Source organism: Chryseobacterium antibioticum (assembly GCF_012927325.1).
In the GTDB taxonomy this organism is placed as follows: Bacteria; Bacteroidota; Bacteroidia; order Flavobacteriales; family Weeksellaceae; genus Chryseobacterium; species Chryseobacterium antibioticum.
On record NZ_JABBGI010000029.1, the window covers coordinates 45273 to 65182 of the forward strand.

At 38.2% G+C, this 19910-nt stretch carries 14 protein-coding genes; 4 read left to right on the forward strand and 10 right to left on the reverse strand.

Annotated elements, in window-relative coordinates:
- Window positions 1–33 precede the first annotated feature (33 nt).
- The 10 genes from HHL23_RS18635 to ccsB all read right to left on the reverse strand — a co-directional run bounded on the left by HHL23_RS18635 (window position 34) and on the right by ccsB (window position 14165).
- Complete coding sequence (locus HHL23_RS18635; RefSeq protein ID WP_169236277.1) at window positions 34–3180, reverse strand: efflux RND transporter permease subunit; 3147 nt, start codon at window positions 3178–3180, stop codon at window positions 34–36.
- A gap of 1 nt (window position 3181) precedes the next feature.
- Window positions 3182–4369: an efflux RND transporter periplasmic adaptor subunit gene (locus HHL23_RS18640; RefSeq protein WP_169236278.1), complete on the reverse strand. Its 1188-nt coding sequence runs from the start codon at window positions 4367–4369 to the stop codon at window positions 3182–3184.
- A gap of 1 nt (window position 4370) precedes the next feature.
- Window positions 4371–4826 carry a transcriptional regulator gene (locus tag HHL23_RS18645; protein ID WP_169236279.1) on the reverse strand — a complete coding sequence of 152 codons (456 nt, stop codon included), beginning with the start codon at window positions 4824–4826 and terminating at the stop codon, window positions 4371–4373.
- A gap of 116 nt (window positions 4827–4942) precedes the next feature.
- Window positions 4943–5455: a GNAT family N-acetyltransferase gene (locus HHL23_RS18650; RefSeq protein WP_169236280.1), complete on the reverse strand. Its 513-nt coding sequence runs from the start codon at window positions 5453–5455 to the stop codon at window positions 4943–4945.
- A gap of 293 nt (window positions 5456–5748) precedes the next feature.
- Window positions 5749–5979, reverse strand: coding sequence for a DUF2007 domain-containing protein (locus HHL23_RS18655; protein WP_169236281.1), 231 nt, complete (start codon window positions 5977–5979; stop codon window positions 5749–5751).
- 63 nt (window positions 5980–6042) lie between these two features.
- Window positions 6043–7368 (reverse strand): L-lysine 6-transaminase, encoded by a 1326-nt coding sequence (gene lat / locus HHL23_RS18660; RefSeq protein WP_169236282.1) that lies wholly within the window; start codon window positions 7366–7368, stop codon window positions 6043–6045.
- A gap of 103 nt (window positions 7369–7471) precedes the next feature.
- Window positions 7472–9022 (reverse strand): L-piperidine-6-carboxylate dehydrogenase, encoded by a 1551-nt coding sequence (gene amaB / locus HHL23_RS18665; RefSeq protein ID WP_169236283.1) that lies wholly within the window; start codon window positions 9020–9022, stop codon window positions 7472–7474.
- 470 nt (window positions 9023–9492) lie between these two features.
- Window positions 9493–9696 carry an Arc family DNA binding domain-containing protein gene (locus HHL23_RS18670; protein WP_169236284.1) on the reverse strand — a complete coding sequence of 68 codons (204 nt, stop codon included), beginning with the start codon at window positions 9694–9696 and terminating at the stop codon, window positions 9493–9495.
- 163 nt (window positions 9697–9859) lie between these two features.
- Entirely contained in the window at window positions 9860–10723 is an 864-nt protein-coding gene (locus HHL23_RS18675; RefSeq protein ID WP_169236285.1) for an SPFH domain-containing protein, read from the reverse strand.
- 172 nt (window positions 10724–10895) lie between these two features.
- Complete coding sequence (gene ccsB, locus HHL23_RS18680; protein WP_169236286.1) at window positions 10896–14165, reverse strand: c-type cytochrome biogenesis protein CcsB; 3270 nt, start codon at window positions 14163–14165, stop codon at window positions 10896–10898.
- Between the two features lie 572 nt (window positions 14166–14737).
- Between ccsB and HHL23_RS18685 the strand changes: the two genes are divergently transcribed.
- From HHL23_RS18685 to HHL23_RS22935, 4 genes are all read left to right on the forward strand, one after another.
- The gene (locus HHL23_RS18685; RefSeq protein WP_169236287.1) at window positions 14738–17284 is read left to right on the forward strand and encodes an FtsK/SpoIIIE family DNA translocase; all 2547 of its coding nucleotides are present in this window, start codon (window positions 14738–14740) and stop codon (window positions 17282–17284) included.
- A 66-nt stretch (window positions 17285–17350) separates the two neighbouring features.
- A complete protein-coding gene (locus HHL23_RS18690; protein ID WP_169236288.1) occupies window positions 17351–17998 on the forward strand; it encodes a LolA family protein in 648 nt (215 codons plus the stop codon).
- Between the two features lie 133 nt (window positions 17999–18131).
- A complete protein-coding gene (locus tag HHL23_RS18695) occupies window positions 18132–19586 on the forward strand; it encodes an LptF/LptG family permease (RefSeq protein ID WP_169236289.1) in 1455 nt (484 codons plus the stop codon).
- A 207-nt stretch (window positions 19587–19793) separates the two neighbouring features.
- Window positions 19794–19910 (forward strand): transposase family protein (locus HHL23_RS22935; RefSeq protein WP_169234890.1); only part of this gene is annotated, 117 nt, incomplete at its 3' end.

The window sequence follows — 19910 nt, forward strand, 5'->3', positions numbered from 1 at the left end:
TCCTAAATCCTAATCCCTAAATCCTATTAAACTTTATTCTGCTAAATTGATCTCTTCTTTTTTAAGCGGTTTCACTTTTTCTTGTAAAGTCTGGAAAATCACATACAAGACAGGAATTACGAAAAGTCCTAAAATTGTACCTATTAATAATCCAATCGCGGCACCTGTTGCAATAGATCTGTTACCTACCGCACCAATTCCGCTTGCCAAAACCAATGGTAACAAACCGAAGATAAAGGCAAAAGAGGTCATCAAAATTGGTCTTAATCTCGCTTTTGCTGCATTGATGGCAGACATGACAATAGTTTCACCATGATGCCTTCTCTGGACAGCAAACTCGATGATCAGAATGGCATTTTTCGCGAGCAATCCTACAAGCATGATCAAAGCGATCTGGAAATAGATATTATTTTCCAAGCCCATTATTTTTTGCCCAAAATAAGCTCCCATTACCCCAAGAGGAAGAGAAATAATCACCACCAACGGAAGGATATAACTTTCATACTGAGCAGAAAGGATGAAGTACACGAAAACCAAACTTAATCCGAAGATCAATAAGGTCTGCGATCCTGAATTCAATTCTTCTCTTGTTAACCCCGTAAACTCTACATCATAATTTTGATTTAAAGTTTCTTTCGCAACATCCTGAACCGCCGTAATGGCATCTCCGGAACTGAATCCTGCAGAGTTGGCCCCTGTAATCTTCACGGAAGTAAACAGGTTATATCGGCTTACGGATTGTGGACCATATGCTTTTTTCAGCGTTACAAACTGAGAAATCGGGGACATTACTCCTGAAGCTGTTCTTACATACAATTCATTTAGATTATTGATGTTTTGTCTGTTTTCAGGAAGTGCCTGAACCATTACTCTGAACTGCTTTCCGTATTTTGTAAAGTCGGCGGTGTAAACTCCTCCGATATATCCCTGCATGGTACTTAAAATCGTACTTACAGAAACGCCAACCTGTTTGGCCAAAGGAACATTGATGTCCATTTGGTACTGTGGATATTTTGTATTAAATGATGACTGAGCAAATTCAATCTCAGGTCTCTGCATCAGTTTTCCGATGAACTCGTTGGTTTTGTTATCAAGATCGGCATAATCTCCACCTGATTTATCCAGCAATACCATTTCAAAACCGGCACTGTTACCAAAACCTGGTACACTCGGCGGCTGGAAGAATACCACTTTCGCATCCGGAACTTTTCCTGAGATACCGAATAGTTTTTTAGTAATATCTTCGGAAGTCTGCCCGCCTTTTTTCCTTTCGTCAAATGGTTTCAACTTAATGAAAGCAAGACCGTTATTACTTCCGTTTCCTGATAAGAAACCTCTACCAGTAGAAATCGTAACGTTTTGTACTCCCGGAACTTTCATGGCATTAGCCTGAAGTGTTTTCAAAGCATTGTACGTTCTTTCCATTGAAGCACCCGGAGGAAGCTGTACGTCTGTAAAGATGATCCCTCTGTCTTCTGTAGGGACGAAACCTTTTTTCATAGTTGAACTCGCCCAGAATAAAATACCTCCTGTCACGGCAAAAATGATCAAAGTAACCCATTTATGTCTTAATAAGAATACAAATCCTCTTCCGTAACGATCGGTTGTCGTTTTGAAAGCGATATTAAATTTATAGAAAAACTTCTGTAAAAAGTTTAAGTTTTTATATTCTGCGTGGTGTGCATCGTGAGGTTTTAAGAATAATGAACATAAAACCGGACTCAACGTTAATGCATTAATTGCAGAAATGATGATCGCAATAATTAAGGTAATACCAAACTGCTGATAGAAAACCCCCGTTGGACCTGTAATAAATGTTACCGGAACGAATACCGCTGCCATTACTAATGTAATAGAGATAATAGCTCCTGTGATCTCATCCATCGCCTCTACGGTCGCTTTTTTAGCATCGGCAATACCGTGTTCCATTTTGGAGTGAACGGCCTCTACGACGACAATCGCGTCATCCACCACAATACCGATCGCAAGAACCAGTGCGAATAAAGTTAATAGGTTTAATGAATACCCAAATAAATTCAGGAAGAAGAAGGCACCTACAATAGATACCGGAACCGCAATGGCCGGAATTAAGGTAGATCTAAAATCCTGTAAGAAGATATACACCACAATAAATACCAGAATAAAGGCCTCAATTAAGGTATGAACTACCTTTTCAATCGATGCTTCAAGGAATTCGTTGGTATCAAAGTTAAAGGTATATTTTACACCTTCAGGGAAGCTTCCTTCTGCTGATTTCAGGTACGTTTTAATATTTCTGATGATATCCTGGGCATTGGAACCCGGTGTCTGGAAGATCCCCATACTGATGGATGGGTTGTTTCCGTTTTCCCCGACTCCTGTATAAGACTGTCCTGCCAGTTCAACTTTAGCCACATCTTTCAGCATTAAGTTCTGTCCGTCCGGAAGAGCTTTGATGATGATATTGTCATATTGGTCTTTTTCGTTGAATTTTCCGACATACTTGATGATGTATTCAAAAGAACTCCCGCTGTTTTGTCCGATAGAACCGGCTGCTGCTTCTCTACTCTGCTCATTAATCGCAGCCGTAACATCATCCGGAGCTAGCCCATAAGCTGCCATTTTTGAAGGATCCAGCCAAACTCTCATGGAGTAATTTTTACCCCCGAAAACGTTGGCATCACCTACTCCATTAATTCTTTTTAAGTTCGGAATAACATTGATATTCAGGAAGTTTTGAAGATATACATCGTCTAAGTCTTTATTCTCAGAATAGAAAGACATATACATCAGGGCACTTGTCTGCTGTTTCTGTGTAACGACTCCTGAACGGGTTACCTCACTTGGAAGTAACGGTGTTGCTCTGGTCACACGGTTCTGTACGTTTACCGCAGCAATATCCGGATCAATTCCTTGTTTAAAGAATACCTGAATCTGTGCCGAACCATCATTTCCCGCACTGGAAGTAATGTAGTCCATTCCTTCCACCCCATTGATCTGTTCTTCCAAAGGTACTACAACACTTTTCATGACAGTTTCCGCATTGGCTCCTGTGTAGTTGGCTGAAACGCTTACTGTAGGAGGTGCAATATCGGGATACTGTGTGACTGGCAGGGAAATCAATCCCAAAACACCGAGAATCACAATCAAAATTGAGATTACGGTGGATAAAACCGGTCGGTTTATAAAATTTTTAATCATTTTAGAATTTCGGTTTTATAGATTGTACAAGGCTATCCATTTTTATAGGTTTCGGCTTTACAGCAGTTCCCGGTTTTAAACCTCCGATTCCTGCAGCAATAACAGTTTCCCCTTTATTAATCCCGGATTTTACTAAAGCCATGTTGTCAATTCTGTCAATGACATTAATCACAACATTTCTTGCAGTATCACCTTTATCAACTTTGTAAACGTAAACGATACCTTGTTGTTCATACGTTGCGCTTTCAGGAACAACCAATACGTTATCATATGTTTTTGGAAGTCTGATAGATCCGCTGTTACCGTTACTCAATAATTTTTGAGGGTTTGTAAAAGCAACTCTGAACTGAATAGTTCCAGTTGTCGCATCAATTTGTCCTGTAATGGCTTCAATTCTACCTTTTTCAGAATAAATACTTCCGTTGGCCAACTGTAGTTCAACCATTGGAAGGTTTTTGATCTTTTCGGGCATGGTAGCTCCCGGAGATTTTTCAAGGAAATCGAAATATTCTTTTTCATTCATAGAAAAATAGGCAAACAATTCAGAAGTATCTGAAATGGTCGTTAAAGCAGTCTGGTCTGTTGGACCCACCAAGCTCCCTACTTTTAAAGGAAGTTTACCAATAACTCCGGAAATAGGCGCACGAATGATAGAATATTCAATATTTGCGGCTACTCCTTTATAGTTTGCAGAAGCCTGTTGTTTTGCCGCCATTGACTGTTGCAACTGAGCTTTTGCCTGAGCTAAATTAGCCTGTGCAGTCTGCAGCTGAACATCACTGATGATATTTTTAGCCACCAAAGGTTTTAGTTTATTGACTTCTACCTGTGCTGCATTTACCGCAGCCTGTGAAGCTGCAATCGTAGATTCAGCGGCACCGATTCCTGCTTTTGCTGCTGCTGCATTTTCTGACAGGATATTGGTTTCAAGACGGAACAAAGGCTGTCCTTTGGTAACATACTGCCCTTCGTCTACTAAAACCTGAGTGATATATCCCTGTATTTTCGCACGTACATCATTATTGACCCTTCCTTGTATGGTAGCTGGAAATGTCTGATAACCTACGATATTTTTCGCCTCTACATTGATCACAGGATAGGGTTTTGCACCATCCTGTTTTGGAGCTTCTTTTTTGCAGGCTGTCAGTGAAAACGCTGCAATAGAAAGTATAACTAGCTTATTATTCATTTTAAAGTTTATTAAGAGATTCCTGAATATTTTCTATGTTTTTGTGTAAGAGTGCTTTGTAAGCTTCTATTCGCTCGTTGTATTGATTGTCATGATTTTTTTTAAAGTTGTTCAGGTCATCCAGCAGTTTGAGTTCGTCTTCCATTTTTTGAACAATTTTTTCAAATCTGATCTTCTTGTATTCATCATTGATGAAAAAATAGCGTTTTCGCTCATCCATTTTGTTATGGTCGATGATCAACTGTGCATTTAGCAGTAATGAGATACTGGTAGAAACAGAGCTTTTGCTTGCGGAAAGCACTTCGACAAATTCATCAAAAGTAATTCCTGCTTTCTCGTAATCGAAAAGAAGGTAGGAGTAAATTTTTGAAGCTAAAGGGGGTAGATTAAAAACGGTGCCATAAAACTTTACAGCATCCTGAAATATTTTTTCATCAACTTCTATACTTTGGTGCATAATATAAAAATTTTGACAAAAGTAGAAATTAGTTCAGAACTAAACGAACAAACATGATAGAGTTTATAAATACAGACTCTTTTAAAAATTCAATGAAAGATGATTTAACTTTTCACTTAAATTATAATCTTCTCATAGGCTTTACGCATTCCGTCTGCCAAAAGAACTTCACCACAGTAGGAATAACCTTTACTTTCAAGGATCTTCAGCATGGCTATATTATCATAATTCGTATCTACTTTTACACTTTGAATTCCCTGGGATTTTGTAAAATCTTCAATATGGTCAAACAATTTTTTCACCATTCCCTGTCCTGCAAATTTTCCGTCAACGGCTACTCTGTGCACCACCACGAATTCGCCATCGCTTAGCCAGGCTCCTTCAATCGTACTGTAAGCAGGCTCGTCATTTAAGATCAAAGCTGCGTATACAGCAATTTCTCCGTCTACCGTCATCACATACCCAAAGCCTTTTGCAATGTCACTTTCTACTGTTCCCATATTAGGATATCCATTTTGCCACTGGGTACTTCCGTCCTGTTTTCTTCTTTCAATGGACTGTTGAATAATCGCCCAAATCTCATGCCTGTCTTCAATTTCAGCTTTCCTAAGCTTAGTTTCTAAATTCATTATTGGTTTATTTTTAAATAGAGATTTAAGATTGAAAAATTAAGAGATTCATTGTTTTTTTGATTTGGCTAAAGCCGGATTTGAATAATCTGTACTCTGAAGGCGGGCTAAAGCCCACCTCTATTAAATACCTTACTCATAAAACAAAAGTTCATAATTCCTTAATCCCGTAATCTTTTAATTCTTACGTTTTTAACTCTTTGAATCGTTTTATTTTTTGAATCAAAAAACCGAAAACTAATTAAAATTAATTTTCGGTTCGAAGTAGTAAAATTTAAAATTATGAAATTGTTTTATTGATTTTCACTTTGTTGAAGATAAGCATCTATTACCTGGAATGCATTCTTCTCGTCTTCAAGATCTACCATGATTTTTAACGACGTTGCGGTAGGCGTGGTCGTAAAGGTAAGATAGCTGTTTTCGACGCTGTTTGTAATTTGTGCATCATCCAATTTAGACTTTATTAACTGGATTTCTGAAGGCTTATCACTTTCAAAAACCGATACTCTCGTACTTCTTTCCATATTTCTATATCGTTTGAGTATCTAAATGTACAACGTTTTTTTTAAAATTACAAATCTTTGGTTTTAAATTTTGTTAAGATTCTGCTCGATTTTATCTATCGCCAATTGAATTTCTTCTCTGGTTACATTAAGGTGTGGTCTGAAACGAAGGGACTGATCCCCGCACGAAAGAATGATCAATCCGTCTTTGAAAAGTTCGTTCATTAAGTGGTTTCTATCTTGTGCTGAAGGCAGATCTATAGCACACATCAGGCCCCTTCCTCTTGCATTTGAAATTTTCTCAGGATATTTTTGAGCCAGTTCTTTTAATCTTTCTAAAAGGTAATCACCCACTACTCTTGCATTTTCAACCAGGTTTTCTTTTTCGATCACTTCCATCACCAGCTGGAAACGAAGCATGTCGATAAAGTTCCCTCCGAAAGTAGAATTGATTCTTGAACTTTCTCTGAAAACGTTGTTCGGGATTTCATCAAATTTTTCTTTATTGGCTAACACACCACAAACCTGAGCTTTTTTCCCGAAAGCAATAATATCAGGTTTTGCAGTAAAATGCTGGAACGCCCACATTTTCCCTGTAATGGCAATACCTGTCTGAACTTCATCAAAGATCAGCAAGATCTCATTCTGATCACACAATTTTCTCAATCCTAACAAGAACTCGTCTCTGAAGTGATTGTCACCACCTTCAGCCTGAATAGGCTCGATGATGATGCACGCTACTTTATCAGGGTTCATCAGAATAGCTTCCTCAATCTGAAGAAGAGCTAAATTTTCGTTCCTGATGGTTTCCTCTAAATTTTCTTCTGTGATTGGGAAAGATAATTTAGGATTTAGGATTCTTGGCCAGTCAAACATCGGGAAATACTGATATTTTCTTGGGTCAGAAGTATTGGTTAAGCTTAATGTATAGCCGCTTCTACCGTGGAATGCCTGTCTGAAATGGATACAGATTCCGGCTTCCGTTTGAAGTCCTTTTTCAAAATTCTTACGCGTTTTCCAGTCGAAGCACGCCTTCATTGCATTTTCTACCCCTAAACTTCCACCTTCAATAAAGAAAGCATACTGCAGTTCTTCAGGAATCACTACTCTTTCAAAAACTTCCAGAAAGTGAGCATATTCCTCTGAGTACACGTCTGCCAAAGTTGGTTTGTTGACAGCCATTCTTCCCAGCCATTCTGATCTTTCTACAAGATACGGGTGATTGTACCCTATAGATGCTGATGCAAACATCGAGAACATATCAAGGTACTCTTTGTCTGTAAGCTTGTCATATAGCCATGATCCGTGTGATCTTTCAATATCCATCACAAAATCAAAGCCGTCTGCCAAAACGTGTCTTCCTACTGTTTCTTTTACTTTATTTGCTTTTATATCAATTGTTTGTTCCATAGTTAACTGTGTTTGATTTAAAAATTGAATGCTTAAAAGATTAAACATTCCAGGTTATTAATTTTTAAATTTTTAAATCGTTAAATGATTTAAATTAGAATTTTTACAGATCGAATTTAATCCCTTGTGCCAAAGGAAGTTGAGCCGTATAATTGATTGTATTGGTTTGTCTTCTCATATAGTATTTCCAAACATCTGAGCCGGATTCTCTTCCGCCTCCGGTTTCTTTTTCACCACCGAAAGCACCACCGATTTCAGCACCTGAAGTTCCGATGTTTACGTTCGCAATACCACAGTCTGAACCTGCATGAGAAAGGAATAATTCTGCTTCTCTAAGATTCTGGGTCATGATAGCAGATGACAATCCCTGAGGAACATCATTCTGGATAGCAATAGCTTCCTCCAATGTTTTATATTTGATCAGATACAGGATCGGCGCGAAAGTTTCGTGCTGAACGATCTCATAAGAGTTTTTAACCTCTGCGATGCATGGCTTAACATAACATCCTGATTCGTATTCTTTTCCACTTAAAACACCACCCTCAACTGCAAATTTTCCACCTTCTTTCTTACATTTCTTGATAGCCGCTTCATACTGATTCACTGCATCTACATCGATAAGCGGTCCTACGTGGTTATTTTCATCTAATGGATTTCCTATTTTCAACTGTCCGTAAGCTTTTACCAATCTGGTCTTCACTTCGTTGTATACGCTTTCGTGTATGATCAGTCTTCTTGTAGACGTACATCTTTGTCCAGCGGTACCTACAGCTCCGAAAACAGCTCCGATGATAGACATGTCTATATCTGCGTCTTTAGAGATGATAATCGCGTTGTTTCCTCCTAATTCAAGGATAGATTTTCCGAATCTTTCTGCTACTTTAGAAGAAACCATTCTTCCTACTCTTGTAGAACCTGTAAAAGATATTAATGAAACTCTTTTATCATCAACCAGTTTCTGCCCGATCTCATGGTCAGCAACCAATACGCTTGAAATACCTTCAGGAAGATTGTTTTCCTTCACTACTTCAGCCATAATGTTCTGACATGCGATAGCACATAATGGTGTTTTTTCTGATGGCTTCCAGATGGTAACGTTTCCGCAGATCCATGCTAAAGCTGTATTCCACGCCCATACGGCAACCGGGAAGTTGAAAGCGGTAATGATACCTACAACCCCAAGCGGATGGTACTGCTCGTACATTCTGTGACCAGGTCTTTCTGAATGCATCGTGTAACCGTGAAGCTGTCTTGAAACCCCTACTGCAAAATCGCAGATATCAATCATTTCCTGAACTTCTCCAAGACCTTCCTGAAGGGATTTACCCATTTCATAAGAAACCAGTTTTCCAAGGTCGTCTTTATATGTTCTTAATTTCTGGCCTAGCTGCCTAACGATCTCACCTCTTTTAGGAGCAGGGATGGATCTAAACTCCTGAAACGCCTTCTGAGCCGTCTCAATTACTTTGTCATAATCACTTTCTCCGGAAGTCTTAATTTTAGCGATTAATCTGCCATCTACGGGAGAAAAACTTTCTATCGTTTTCCCTGAAGCAAAATATTTTCCGCCCACTGAAGTCCCCTTATTTTCTTCTTTGATACCAAGGTTTTTGAGTGTTTTTTCGATTCCGAAATCCTTTACTTTTTTAGACATAAAATGTTTACTTTTCGTTTCCTCTAAAGATAGAAATATTATGCGAACCTCAAAATTTTAATTTTTAACATGCTTTTTATTTGGACTAATTATAAACATGCTTATCTTTGTGATGTAATCTTTTGAATTTCAGGAATGGAAAATAATAATCCAGTAGAGGATAGTAATACCGTAGAGGAAAAGAAGAGCTCCAAATGGAAAAGCTTGGTTAAGAAGTTTGGCATTGGTGGCATCATATTCTTCACCGTAAAGGGAATCATTACCTCTACCCTTATTTATTTTCTGGGGAAAAATTTCTGGACCATAATCAGTAATTACTTCACAAGACTATTTGAATAAATACCTGATATTTTAAGCATAAAAAAGCAGAGAAAATTTCTCTGCTTTTCTTTTTTAATATGGTCAATGGAATAGTTATTATTCTGTTATTGGGTTAATTATATGCAAAATTGCTATTTAGACTTTTTGCTTTACCCTATTCCTTCTTCGTCTTTCTTTTTCCTCCCCGAATTGACCAGGCTTTGGTGCAACAGGTATTCAATCTGCCCGTTTACGCTCCTGAATTCGTCATTGGCCCACTTCTCCACCTGCTTGTAGGTAGATTCATCGATCCTTATGACAAAGGATTTCTTGCCTTTGTTTTCGGAGGGTTTTGGAGTTTTTTCCGATTTCATTTTTTCTCGTTACCTGTTTAGTCCTTCTTTTTTAATCGCGAAAAAGATGCAAAGATTTCGTTTAAATAAACTTTTATCCCAGTTCGCAAAAGCGTTTTACTCAGCTAAGTTTGTTATGAAATCTAAGTATTCATTTTTCATTCCTCACTTTACATTCTTCATTTTAATAAAGAGTTCCTGCATTTAAGATCGGCTGAGCTGCTTTTTCACCGCAAAGAACCACCATTAAATTGCTTACCATAGCCGCTTTTCTTTCATCATCAAGCTCTACAATATTCTCTGCAGAAAGTTTTTTCAATGCCAGATCTACCATTCCTACTGCTCCTTCCACAATCTTGGTTCTTGCTGCTACAATTGCGGTTGCCTGCTGTCTCTGAAGCATCGCTCCTGCAATCTCTGAAGCATAAGCCAGGTGAGAAATTCTCGCTTCCTGAATGATAATTCCCGCTTTTGAAAGACGGTCGGTAAGCTCCTGCTCCAAAATAGAATTGATCTTATCACCCCCTTCTCTTAAAGTAATGGGTGCATGATCGTCCTCTAAATTATCATAAGGAAAACTCATTGCCAAATGACGAACCGCGGCTTCACTCTGCATTTTTACAAAGTCTGAATACCGTTCAACATCAAAAGCCGCCTTATAGGTATCGCCTACTTTCCAAACCATTACCACTGCGATTTCAATGGGGTTACCCATTTTGTCGTTTACTTTCAACGTCTGCCCCTGAAGGTTCTCAGAACGTAATGACATTTTTTGCGATGTGTACAACGGATTGATAAAAAAGAGTCCGTTATCCTTTACACTTCCCACATACTTTCCAAAGAAGTTCAATACTCTTGAATGGTTCGGCTGAATGATCATCAGTCCCTTCAGGAAGAAACAGAACAGCAGAAAACACAGCATCGCTATGATCACAAATGTGATGCTCTGCTCAACTCCGGAAATAAAAAAATAAACAGCTCCGGCAAATAAAACCAGACAGAATACCAGCGCCAGATAGCCTGACATGGGCTTTAATACTTTTTCCATAATTGCAATTTTAATTTGATATTATTTTGATATCATAAAGATATAAATAAGTTTTGAATCCTGGATGATTCGTGATGAGTTTTTTTAGGGTGCCTGATGCAAACTCTGTGATACTGCACAAAAAAATCCCGGAAAATAAATCCGGGATTTCAGTTGTTATATTGTAAACGTTCTATTTCTTCGTTAATGTTTTAAACTTGAAGTAAGAAACAGCGGATAAAAGAAGCATAGTTCCCAAGCCGATGTATACCCATGCCGGAACAGGAACAGGATCTCCTGCTGCATATGAGTGAAGTCCGCTTAGGTAATAATTAACCCCAAAGTAGGTCATTACCATTGAACAGAATGCAAACATCGTTGCTACGTGGAATGCCCATCTGCTTCTTAATCCCGGAACCAATCTCATGTGCAATACAAAAGCATATACCATGATGGAGATGAAAGCCCATGTTTCTTTTGGATCCCAGCTCCAGTATCTTCCCCAGGATTCATTGGCCCAGATACCTCCTAAGAAGTTACCTACTGTTAATGCAAAAAGACCTATTGTCAGTGACATTTCAGAGACGATCGCCAATTCTTTTAATGTCGTATCATGGTGACGCTTATGATTTTCCTTATTTGAAATAATAAAGAATACCAGAGAGATCACCGCAATGATCATTGACAGTGCAAAGAAACCATAACTTGATGTGATAATTGCTACATGAACAATTAACCAGTAAGATTTCAATACCGGAACAAGCGGCGTAATCTGCGGATCAAGAGCTGAACCTCCATGGGCAAATCCCATCATAATAACAGCAACCATAAATCCGGCAGCAGGAATCAGTGCATTGGCATTTCTGTACAGAACAAGTCCTGCCGTAATACCCACCCAGGAAATGAAGATAATGGCTTCATACCCGTTACTCCAAGGAGCATGTCCTGAAATATACCATCTTGCTACAAGGCCTAAGAAATGGCATAAATATCCAACCAGACCTACAGCAATGATTATTTTGATGATTTTATTTAAATTTTTACTTGTCTTGAATAATTCTACAAATCCTAAGATCAATAACAATCCACCTATTATAGTATAGAAGATCAATAACTTGAAGTTGATGTTCACGGTGTTCATGAAAACCTCAAGATCAACTTTAGATTTTGCAGGAACAACCGCTTTCCCCCATTTCTGCTGATATTCTGAAAGCTTGGCTAATTCAGCATCTGCTTTGCTCCAGTTTCCGGTCTGCTGTGCCGCAATAACTTCTGCAAAATAAGGCCCCATTACCTGCTGAGATTCCATATCCGGCTCAAATTTCTGGTCAAGCCATGAGTGCCATGTATGATTGGCATCGTTTTTCACAGGAACGATTCTCATAAACTGACCACTGAAGAACTCGTTGAAGATCTGTACTCTTTCGTTCACAGAAATTACTTCTTTATCGTAATTGGTCTGTTCAGAAGGTTTTTTACGGAAAGCCGTGTTGTAATCATGTTCCAGGATATAAGTCAGATTACCATTGGCATCTGCAGGGAAAAGATTCATCAATGATGTATACCCTTCCTCATCTGCTTTTGTTTTGTTTTTCAATTCATCCCCTCCTTTTGTACCGACTTTGATCATTGGAACCATAGTCCAGCTAGGAGTATCTGTATTGATCGACAGGAACCATTGGTTAGCCGTAAGAGACTTTCCGTCTGTTCCTCTGAATGCGTCTTTCTTATATAATTTTCTTAAAACATCCAGTGCTTCCGTATTGATTGGAACAATTCTTCCGTCAAAATTCTGTACCAAAAGATATCCGAATTTATCAGCATGTTCTTCACTGATTTTATTTCTTGCAATGATCTCGTCTGCAGAGATCTTTTTCATTTTGGTTAATGGAGCAGCCAGTGAGTTCTGTTTCGGAGCTGTCCCCTGATTAGGCTGAGCAGCTTCAGGAGCTGGTGCATGCGTGTGCCCGTCACCTTCTACGTGTACGTGTTCTCTGCTTCCGTCAGTGGTCCCGTGAGTTTCAATTTTCTGTGCATTTAAACCTAAGCTTAATAGCACTAAAAGTACTGCTGTTTTCTTTTTATTAACGTCGGTCAGCATTTTATTTAATTTCCAGAAGTGAGTTCCCTTCCAGAAGAAGATCACAAACATTCCCAGGAATAAAAGTGTGTATCCTATATAAGAAATGATGGTTCCCCAGAAATCGTGGTTTACAGAAAGTACTGTTCCCATTCTGTCCGGATCAAAACTTGACTGGAAGAAACGGTATCCTTTATGGTTAAGAACGTGGTTCATGTAAATTTTATATGGAGTTTCTTTTCCTTCTTCAATAATCTTTACGTGGCTTTCATAAGCACTTGGAGAGGTACTTCCCGGATAGGTTTCCATTACGAAATCATCAAGCTTCAATGCGAAAGGCGTATTATACACTTTAGGCCCGAAACCTACCATAATATTCAGTCCGTCCATCGTCACCTGCTTGAATGCGTTTGGATTTCCTTTTTCCACAGAAAGATCAACCAATTGTTTTATTTTAGGTCCCTGAAGCTCGATTCTAAGCACATCTGGCACCATAGCATCTTTCTTTTTGTCCCCTTCAAAGGCCATCAGTCTTCCTTTTTTAAGACCTTCAGGAACAACTAGCTTCAATTCGTTGATGGTATATAAACTTCTCAATACCAAAGGTTGGAATTCATCTTTCTTGGTACTTCCGGTAGCCTTCGTTGCCATGGTCATAAAGGCCGCATCAACAGGTGTTTTGATGAATATTTTTCCGTCTTCTTTTTTAAATTCTACAGCACCTTCGATGGCTCTGTTGAATGTTACCAAAGTTCCGTTGATAGATTTTGTTTCTCCCGGTTTGATGTAAATATTCTGTCTTCCGGTGGTTCCTGTAGAAACCAGGTGAAGATATTCAGCACCATTCGGTTCAGCAATTAAGCTGTCTTTTTTTCTCTGGATGTAGTCTTTTGTGAAAACCTTTACTTCCTTTCCGTGGAAATCATAGGTTGCTTTAAAATCTTTGTGCAGAGGAGACATCAGATAAGGAACATCCTGATAATTAAGAACATCTCCTTTATCCTCGATCTGGATCTTAAAGAAGTTCTTATCCGTCACGATCTCGTTGGAAGTTTCACCTTCCCTGATGTGCATGGTACCTTCAAAACTGATGTACCTTGTGATAGCACCCCCTATGAAAATAAGGATAAAAGCAAGGTGAAAGACCAGAACCGGCCATTTTTCCCTTCTCCATAGTCGATATCTCGCGATATTTCCTACAAAGTTGAGAATGAGCAGAACCATGATGAGTTCAAACCATTTTGCTTCATAAATTAGAGCTTTAGCTGTAGGAGTTCCGTAGTCGTTTTCTAAGAACGTTGCATAGGCCATCGCAAATGCATACACCAGTAACAGCACAGCCATTGTTCTGGTTGAGATAAGAATATCTTGGAGCTTCTTCATGATTTATTTTACTTGACATGCAAAAATAAGAATGATAAACAACAAAGGGGCTAAAAAAAGCTGTTTTTTGTCACTTTGAAGCCCATTTCAGTTATTTTGAATCATTCTTAATAACGTTAATTTCATTAAGGAAAATTCAATTTTTAAAATCATGAAATTCCAGATACAATATACCTATTCATGTTATTGAAAGCTTCTATCTCAAAGGCTGGGTTTTATTTCAGCATTTTGAACATCAATTAATTAACAAGACTATGTTTTCCATGTTTCTTTTTTGTTGTGCCTTGATGGGTTACCTGTAAAATTAAAGTCAGACATAAAGCCAGAATCCTTTTAAATATATTTTTCATTTTTTTACAGTTTTTAAACTTTCTGGAACAAAATTAGTGGCGCTCTAGTTACTGGCATTTGAATTGGTTCAAAAAACACCTGTTGCATTACGTTTTAATGAAAAAAAATATCTAAAAAACGCAATGTAATTTTAAAAAATAAACCTAAATTACGCTATCTTTTGAACAAAAAAAAGATTCTATTAATGTTGAAAAAACATTAAATTTGCCCACATTAATATTATGGATAAAAAAACACAGACAAAACAGACGGAATCGCCTGATAAAGGCAAAATATTATCTAAGCCTCGTATATTTTTCGGGCTTACCTTCATCCTTTTTTCTGTCGTTCTGGCATTTTCGTTCGTCTCTTATCTGATGAACTGGAAGGCAGACCAGAGCCAGGCAGGAACTATGACCGACAAGACAATTAAATCTTCAAATATATTTGGGAAGGTTGGTGACTGGCTAGGCAATATTTTTATATTCGAAAGTATAGGCATTGCCTCATTTATTATTGCCTTCTTATTTCTGGTTGTGGGAACCCTTATCCTTAAAAAAAGAACTTTTAAACCATGGAAAACTATCGGACATTCTTTGTTTTTTATCTGCTGGCTTCCTATTTTCATGGGTGCTGTGACCAAAGGACAGGGTGTTTTGGGAGGTGTTTACGGATACCAGATTATGGATTATCTTAATGCCATCATCGGATCTGTAGGACTTTGGCTGGTTCTGGCTGCAAGTATTCTTTTGTATTTCATTTTGGAATTCAATCTCCGTCCAAGCTCTATTAAAGCTAAACTGGACAAGATTAACGATAATACAATCGGTAAGGTTAAGTCTATGATGCCAAGTTCAGAGGAAAACTTTGAAGCAGATGCGGAACTTGAAGAGGAAGTTCAGGAGACCGCACCCAACGTTACCATTACGGATGTTTCCAATAAAACAAAAACGAAGGAACAAACACCAGTAAATGTCCCTAAAGGATTTCCTGAAGTTCAGCCTACAACAGATATAGAAACTATCGTAACCCCTAATCATACGTCTTTCGAAGAAGAGGAAAAACCGATCAGCTTAAATCTGAATACAAAACCGGCCGTTCCTACTTCATCTCCGGAACAGGCTTTTGACCTGACACCAATCAGTCCGGTTATTAGTCCGGTTCCACCCATTTCCACCCCGCCTCAGGATCATATTAAATTCAATGTGGAGGTTGCGCCTGTTATTGATGTACTGGATGATTCGGACAGAAAATCACAGGAACTTGTAGAAAAACATGGGCTGTATGATCATAAACTTGATCTGGCAGGTTTCCAGATGCCGACGGTAGAATTACTTAAGGATTACGGGAACGAAGAAATCTCCATTAATCAGGAAGAATTAGAAGAAAATAAAAATAAAATTGTAGGACTGTTGAAGAACTTCAACGTTGGTATTTCTGAAATTAAAGCCACGATAGGACCTACCGTTACTTTATATGAAATTGTTCCGGAAGCCGGGATCAGAGTATCTGCCATTAAAAAACTTCAGGATGATATTGCCCTGAATCTTTCTGCACTGGGAATCAGAATAATTGCCCCAATGCCAGGAAAAGGAACCATCGGAATTGAGGTTCCAAGAAAAAATCCTACGATGGTATCGATGCGTTCCGTGATCGCTTCACACAAATTCCAGAATACGGATATGGATCTTCCGGTAGTGTTCGGAAAAACAATTTCTAACGAGGTCTTTATGGCCGACCTTGCAAAAATGCCACACCTACTGATGGCAGGTGCTACAGGACAGGGTAAATCTGTAGGGATTAATGCCATCCTAACATCCCTTCTTTACAAAAAACATCCGAGCGAACTGAAATTCGTTATGGTCGATCCCAAGAAGGTTGAACTTTCATTATATTCAAAAATTGAAAGACATTATCTGGCTAAATTACCGGATTCTGAAGAAGCGATCATTACGGATACGAATAAAGTGATCAATACTCTGAACTCTCTTTGTATAGAGATGGACACGAGATATGATTTACTTAAAAATGCATTCTGTAAAAACTTAAAGGAATACAACAAAAAGTTTACAGAGCGAAAATTAAACCCTGAGAACGGACACCGTTATCTACCTTATATTGTATTGGTGGTAGACGAATTTGCCGACCTTATCATGACAGCTGGAAAAGAGGTTGAGCTTCCTATCGCCAGACTGGCACAGCTTGCAAGAGCTGTAGGAATTCACCTGATTGTTGCAACACAGAGACCTTCTGTCAACGTAATTACAGGTATGATCAAAGCCAACTTCCCTGCAAGGGCAGCCTTCAGGGTAATTTCAAGTGTGGATTCAAGGACGATTCTGGATTCTCCGGGTGCGGACCAATTGATTGGTAAGGGAGACATGCTTTATTTCAACGGAAATGAGATCTTAAGGCTTCAGTGTGCTTTTGTAGACACTCCGGAAGTGGAAAGACTTGCAGAATACATCGGTGAACAGAAAGGTTATTCATCAGCATTTTTACTTCCTGAATTTGTATCTGAGGATTCTACAAGTACAGTAGGTGCCTTTGACCCGAATGAAAAAGATGCCTTGTTTGAAGAAGCGGCAAGAATCATTGTTTCTACCCAGCAGGGATCTACCTCCATGTTACAGAGACAACTGAAATTGGGTTACAACAGAGCGGGAAGAATTATGGATCAGCTGGAGGCGACAGGGATTGTAGGAGGATTTAACGGAGCAAAAGCTAGAGAAGTGATTATCAGTGACCTTCATTCTTTGGAACAGTTTTTGGAAGATTTGCGTAGTTAAAGGGAAAAATGCTTTCTAAGTTTAACCGGGAAGCATGAGAATGTTTAAAGTTTATTAAATAAAAAAATGAGAAATATTATTTCAAAAGTTATAGTCGGAAGTTTAGTCATTGGTGCTGTAGGATTTGCTGAGGCACAGAAAATTGATGCGAAAGCTAAAAAGATTCTGGACGACATCACCGCCAACTACAAATCTAAAAAGAATTCTTACTTCAAGTTTTCTTTTGGAACAGGCCTAAATGGTCAGGTTACCAAGACAGAACCTGGAATTTATTATTCTGCAGGAGAGAAATATAAGTTGAAGATTATGGATACGGAACAGATCTTTGACGGAAACAAAATCTACAATATCAATGCAGATGATATGGAAGTAACGGTTGCAAAACCTAACGGAAGCGGCAGCATGTTCTCCCCTATCAATTATCTTACGACTTACAGAAATGATTATAATGTAACGTATAACGGTAAAAAAACTGTAAACGGAGTCAATGCAGATTTCATTAAACTGACGCCTGTAAAATCCAATGGCATACAGTACGTTTATATTTTTGTAGACTCCGTGAAAAAACAGATTGTAAAACTTGAACAACACGGAAACAATAAAGACGTAGCTGTAATTGCGATCAAAGAATACAAGGAAAACCAAACTCTGGATGCAAATATGTTTGTTTTTGATAAAAACAAGTTTAAAAATTACGTGATCACGGAACTTTAAAAAATGAAATTGAATAGGCGTTAATTTAAAAATTAACGGATTCACCTTTTCATCTTTTGACGATAAAATAAAAAGTAATAAAAATTATAGGAGCCACAAGTAAACTTTGTGGCTTTTTGATTAATTTTGGCGCATGTTAAAAATACTAGACCGATATATCATAAAAACCTTCTTTGGACCGTTTTTCTTTATATTCAGCGTTTTGTTTTTCATCTTTATTGTAAACATTATCTGGGTTCAGCTGGGGCAGTTCATGGGAAAAGGGTTAAGCTACTGGCAGATCCTCAAACTCCTTTTTTATCTTGGGATCAGTGTTGTAAGTTTGGTACTTCCGCTTACGATTCTGTTGGCGAGTATTATGTCCTTCGGTGAATTTGGAGAACGATATGAACTTGCAGCGATGAAAGCTGCGGGAATTTCCCTGACTCGGGTCATGGCGCCTCTCATGGGAGTAGCAACCGTACTGGCAGTCATGCTTTTCTTTTTCTCCAATAATATCATTCCGGATTTCCAGAAGAAAGCAAAGAATATGCTTTTCAATATTGCCCAAACCAAGCCTGCACTTAATTTTACACCGGGGCAGTTTATTGATCAGCTTCCAGGATATACAGTTAAGTTTGATAAAATCTATGGTGAGAATGGAGAAAATATTGAGGGAGTTTTTATACACAGAAAAGCCAGCACCTATGAAAATCAGCAGTCGGTTGTGGCAGAAAAGGGAAAATTCGTTCCTGCCGCCAATAATCATTTTCTGAAACTGGAGCTTTATAACGGTTATATATTTGAGGACGATTTCGCCGGCAAAAGTGAAAATGTAAGACTGAAGCAACCTGATCAGGCCATTAAATTTGACACCCTGGTTTCACACTTTGATATCAGTGAAATCATTAACAAAGGTATTGAAAAGGAACAGATCACAGATGACTACCGTTTTCAGACCTATGGCCAGCTGAATGAAACCGTTGCTAAAAACAAAAAAGAGAATCTGGCATTCTTTTCAAATATCAGCTCTGACGTGCTTAGCCAGACCAATTCTGTAATCAGCTATATGGACAAAACCAAGTCCAAAGCTGTGGCCAAACAACAGATAAAGCTGGACACCATAAAAGGAGAAAAAAAGCTGGAGATCCTCTACAATTCTTACACCAGACTTGAAAACCTCAAATCAACAGCAGCAGGTAAAAGGAACGAGTTCAGCTCTAATATAAAATACTTCAGTAAAGTAGTCATTTACCAGCAGAGAATTGTTTCCTATTCTATAACGTGTATTATCTTCTTCCTGATTGGAGCCAGTTTAGGATCAATCATCAGAAAAGGAGGAATGGGACTTCCGGTGATTATTGCCATCATCATATTCATTATTTTCTACGTTATGAATCTTGGTATCGAGAATATTGCATGGGGAGGAGGTATGAGCCCTTATTTAGCAGCCTGGCTGCCCAATCTGATCCTACTGCCATTCGGAATATGGATGACGTATAAAGCGCTTACAGACTCACAGCTATTCGATGCTGAAAAGTACAAAGCTTTATTTAAACCAATCACGAAGAGGTTTACGAAGAATAAAGAACACAAGAGATATCAATAATAATTATTGAAAGATTTAAAGATTATAAATAGGCCCGGATTTTTTCGGGTCTTTTTATTGATAGGCGTGGTATCTTCCAGGGCAAACGCATGATAGAAGTCACATAAGATAGTATATAATTGTTTGATAATAAATAATTTATCATTAGTTTGTTGAGATAAAATATTGTATATTCATCTGATAATCAATAAATTAAGTCATTATTTTATGTCAGGTAAATTAGTAAGTATTTTTAGCGAAATAAAAGACAATAGACGAGATATAAGCAAGGTTCACAAATTAAACGACATCCTTGTTATGGCAATAATTGCAGTGATTTGTGGA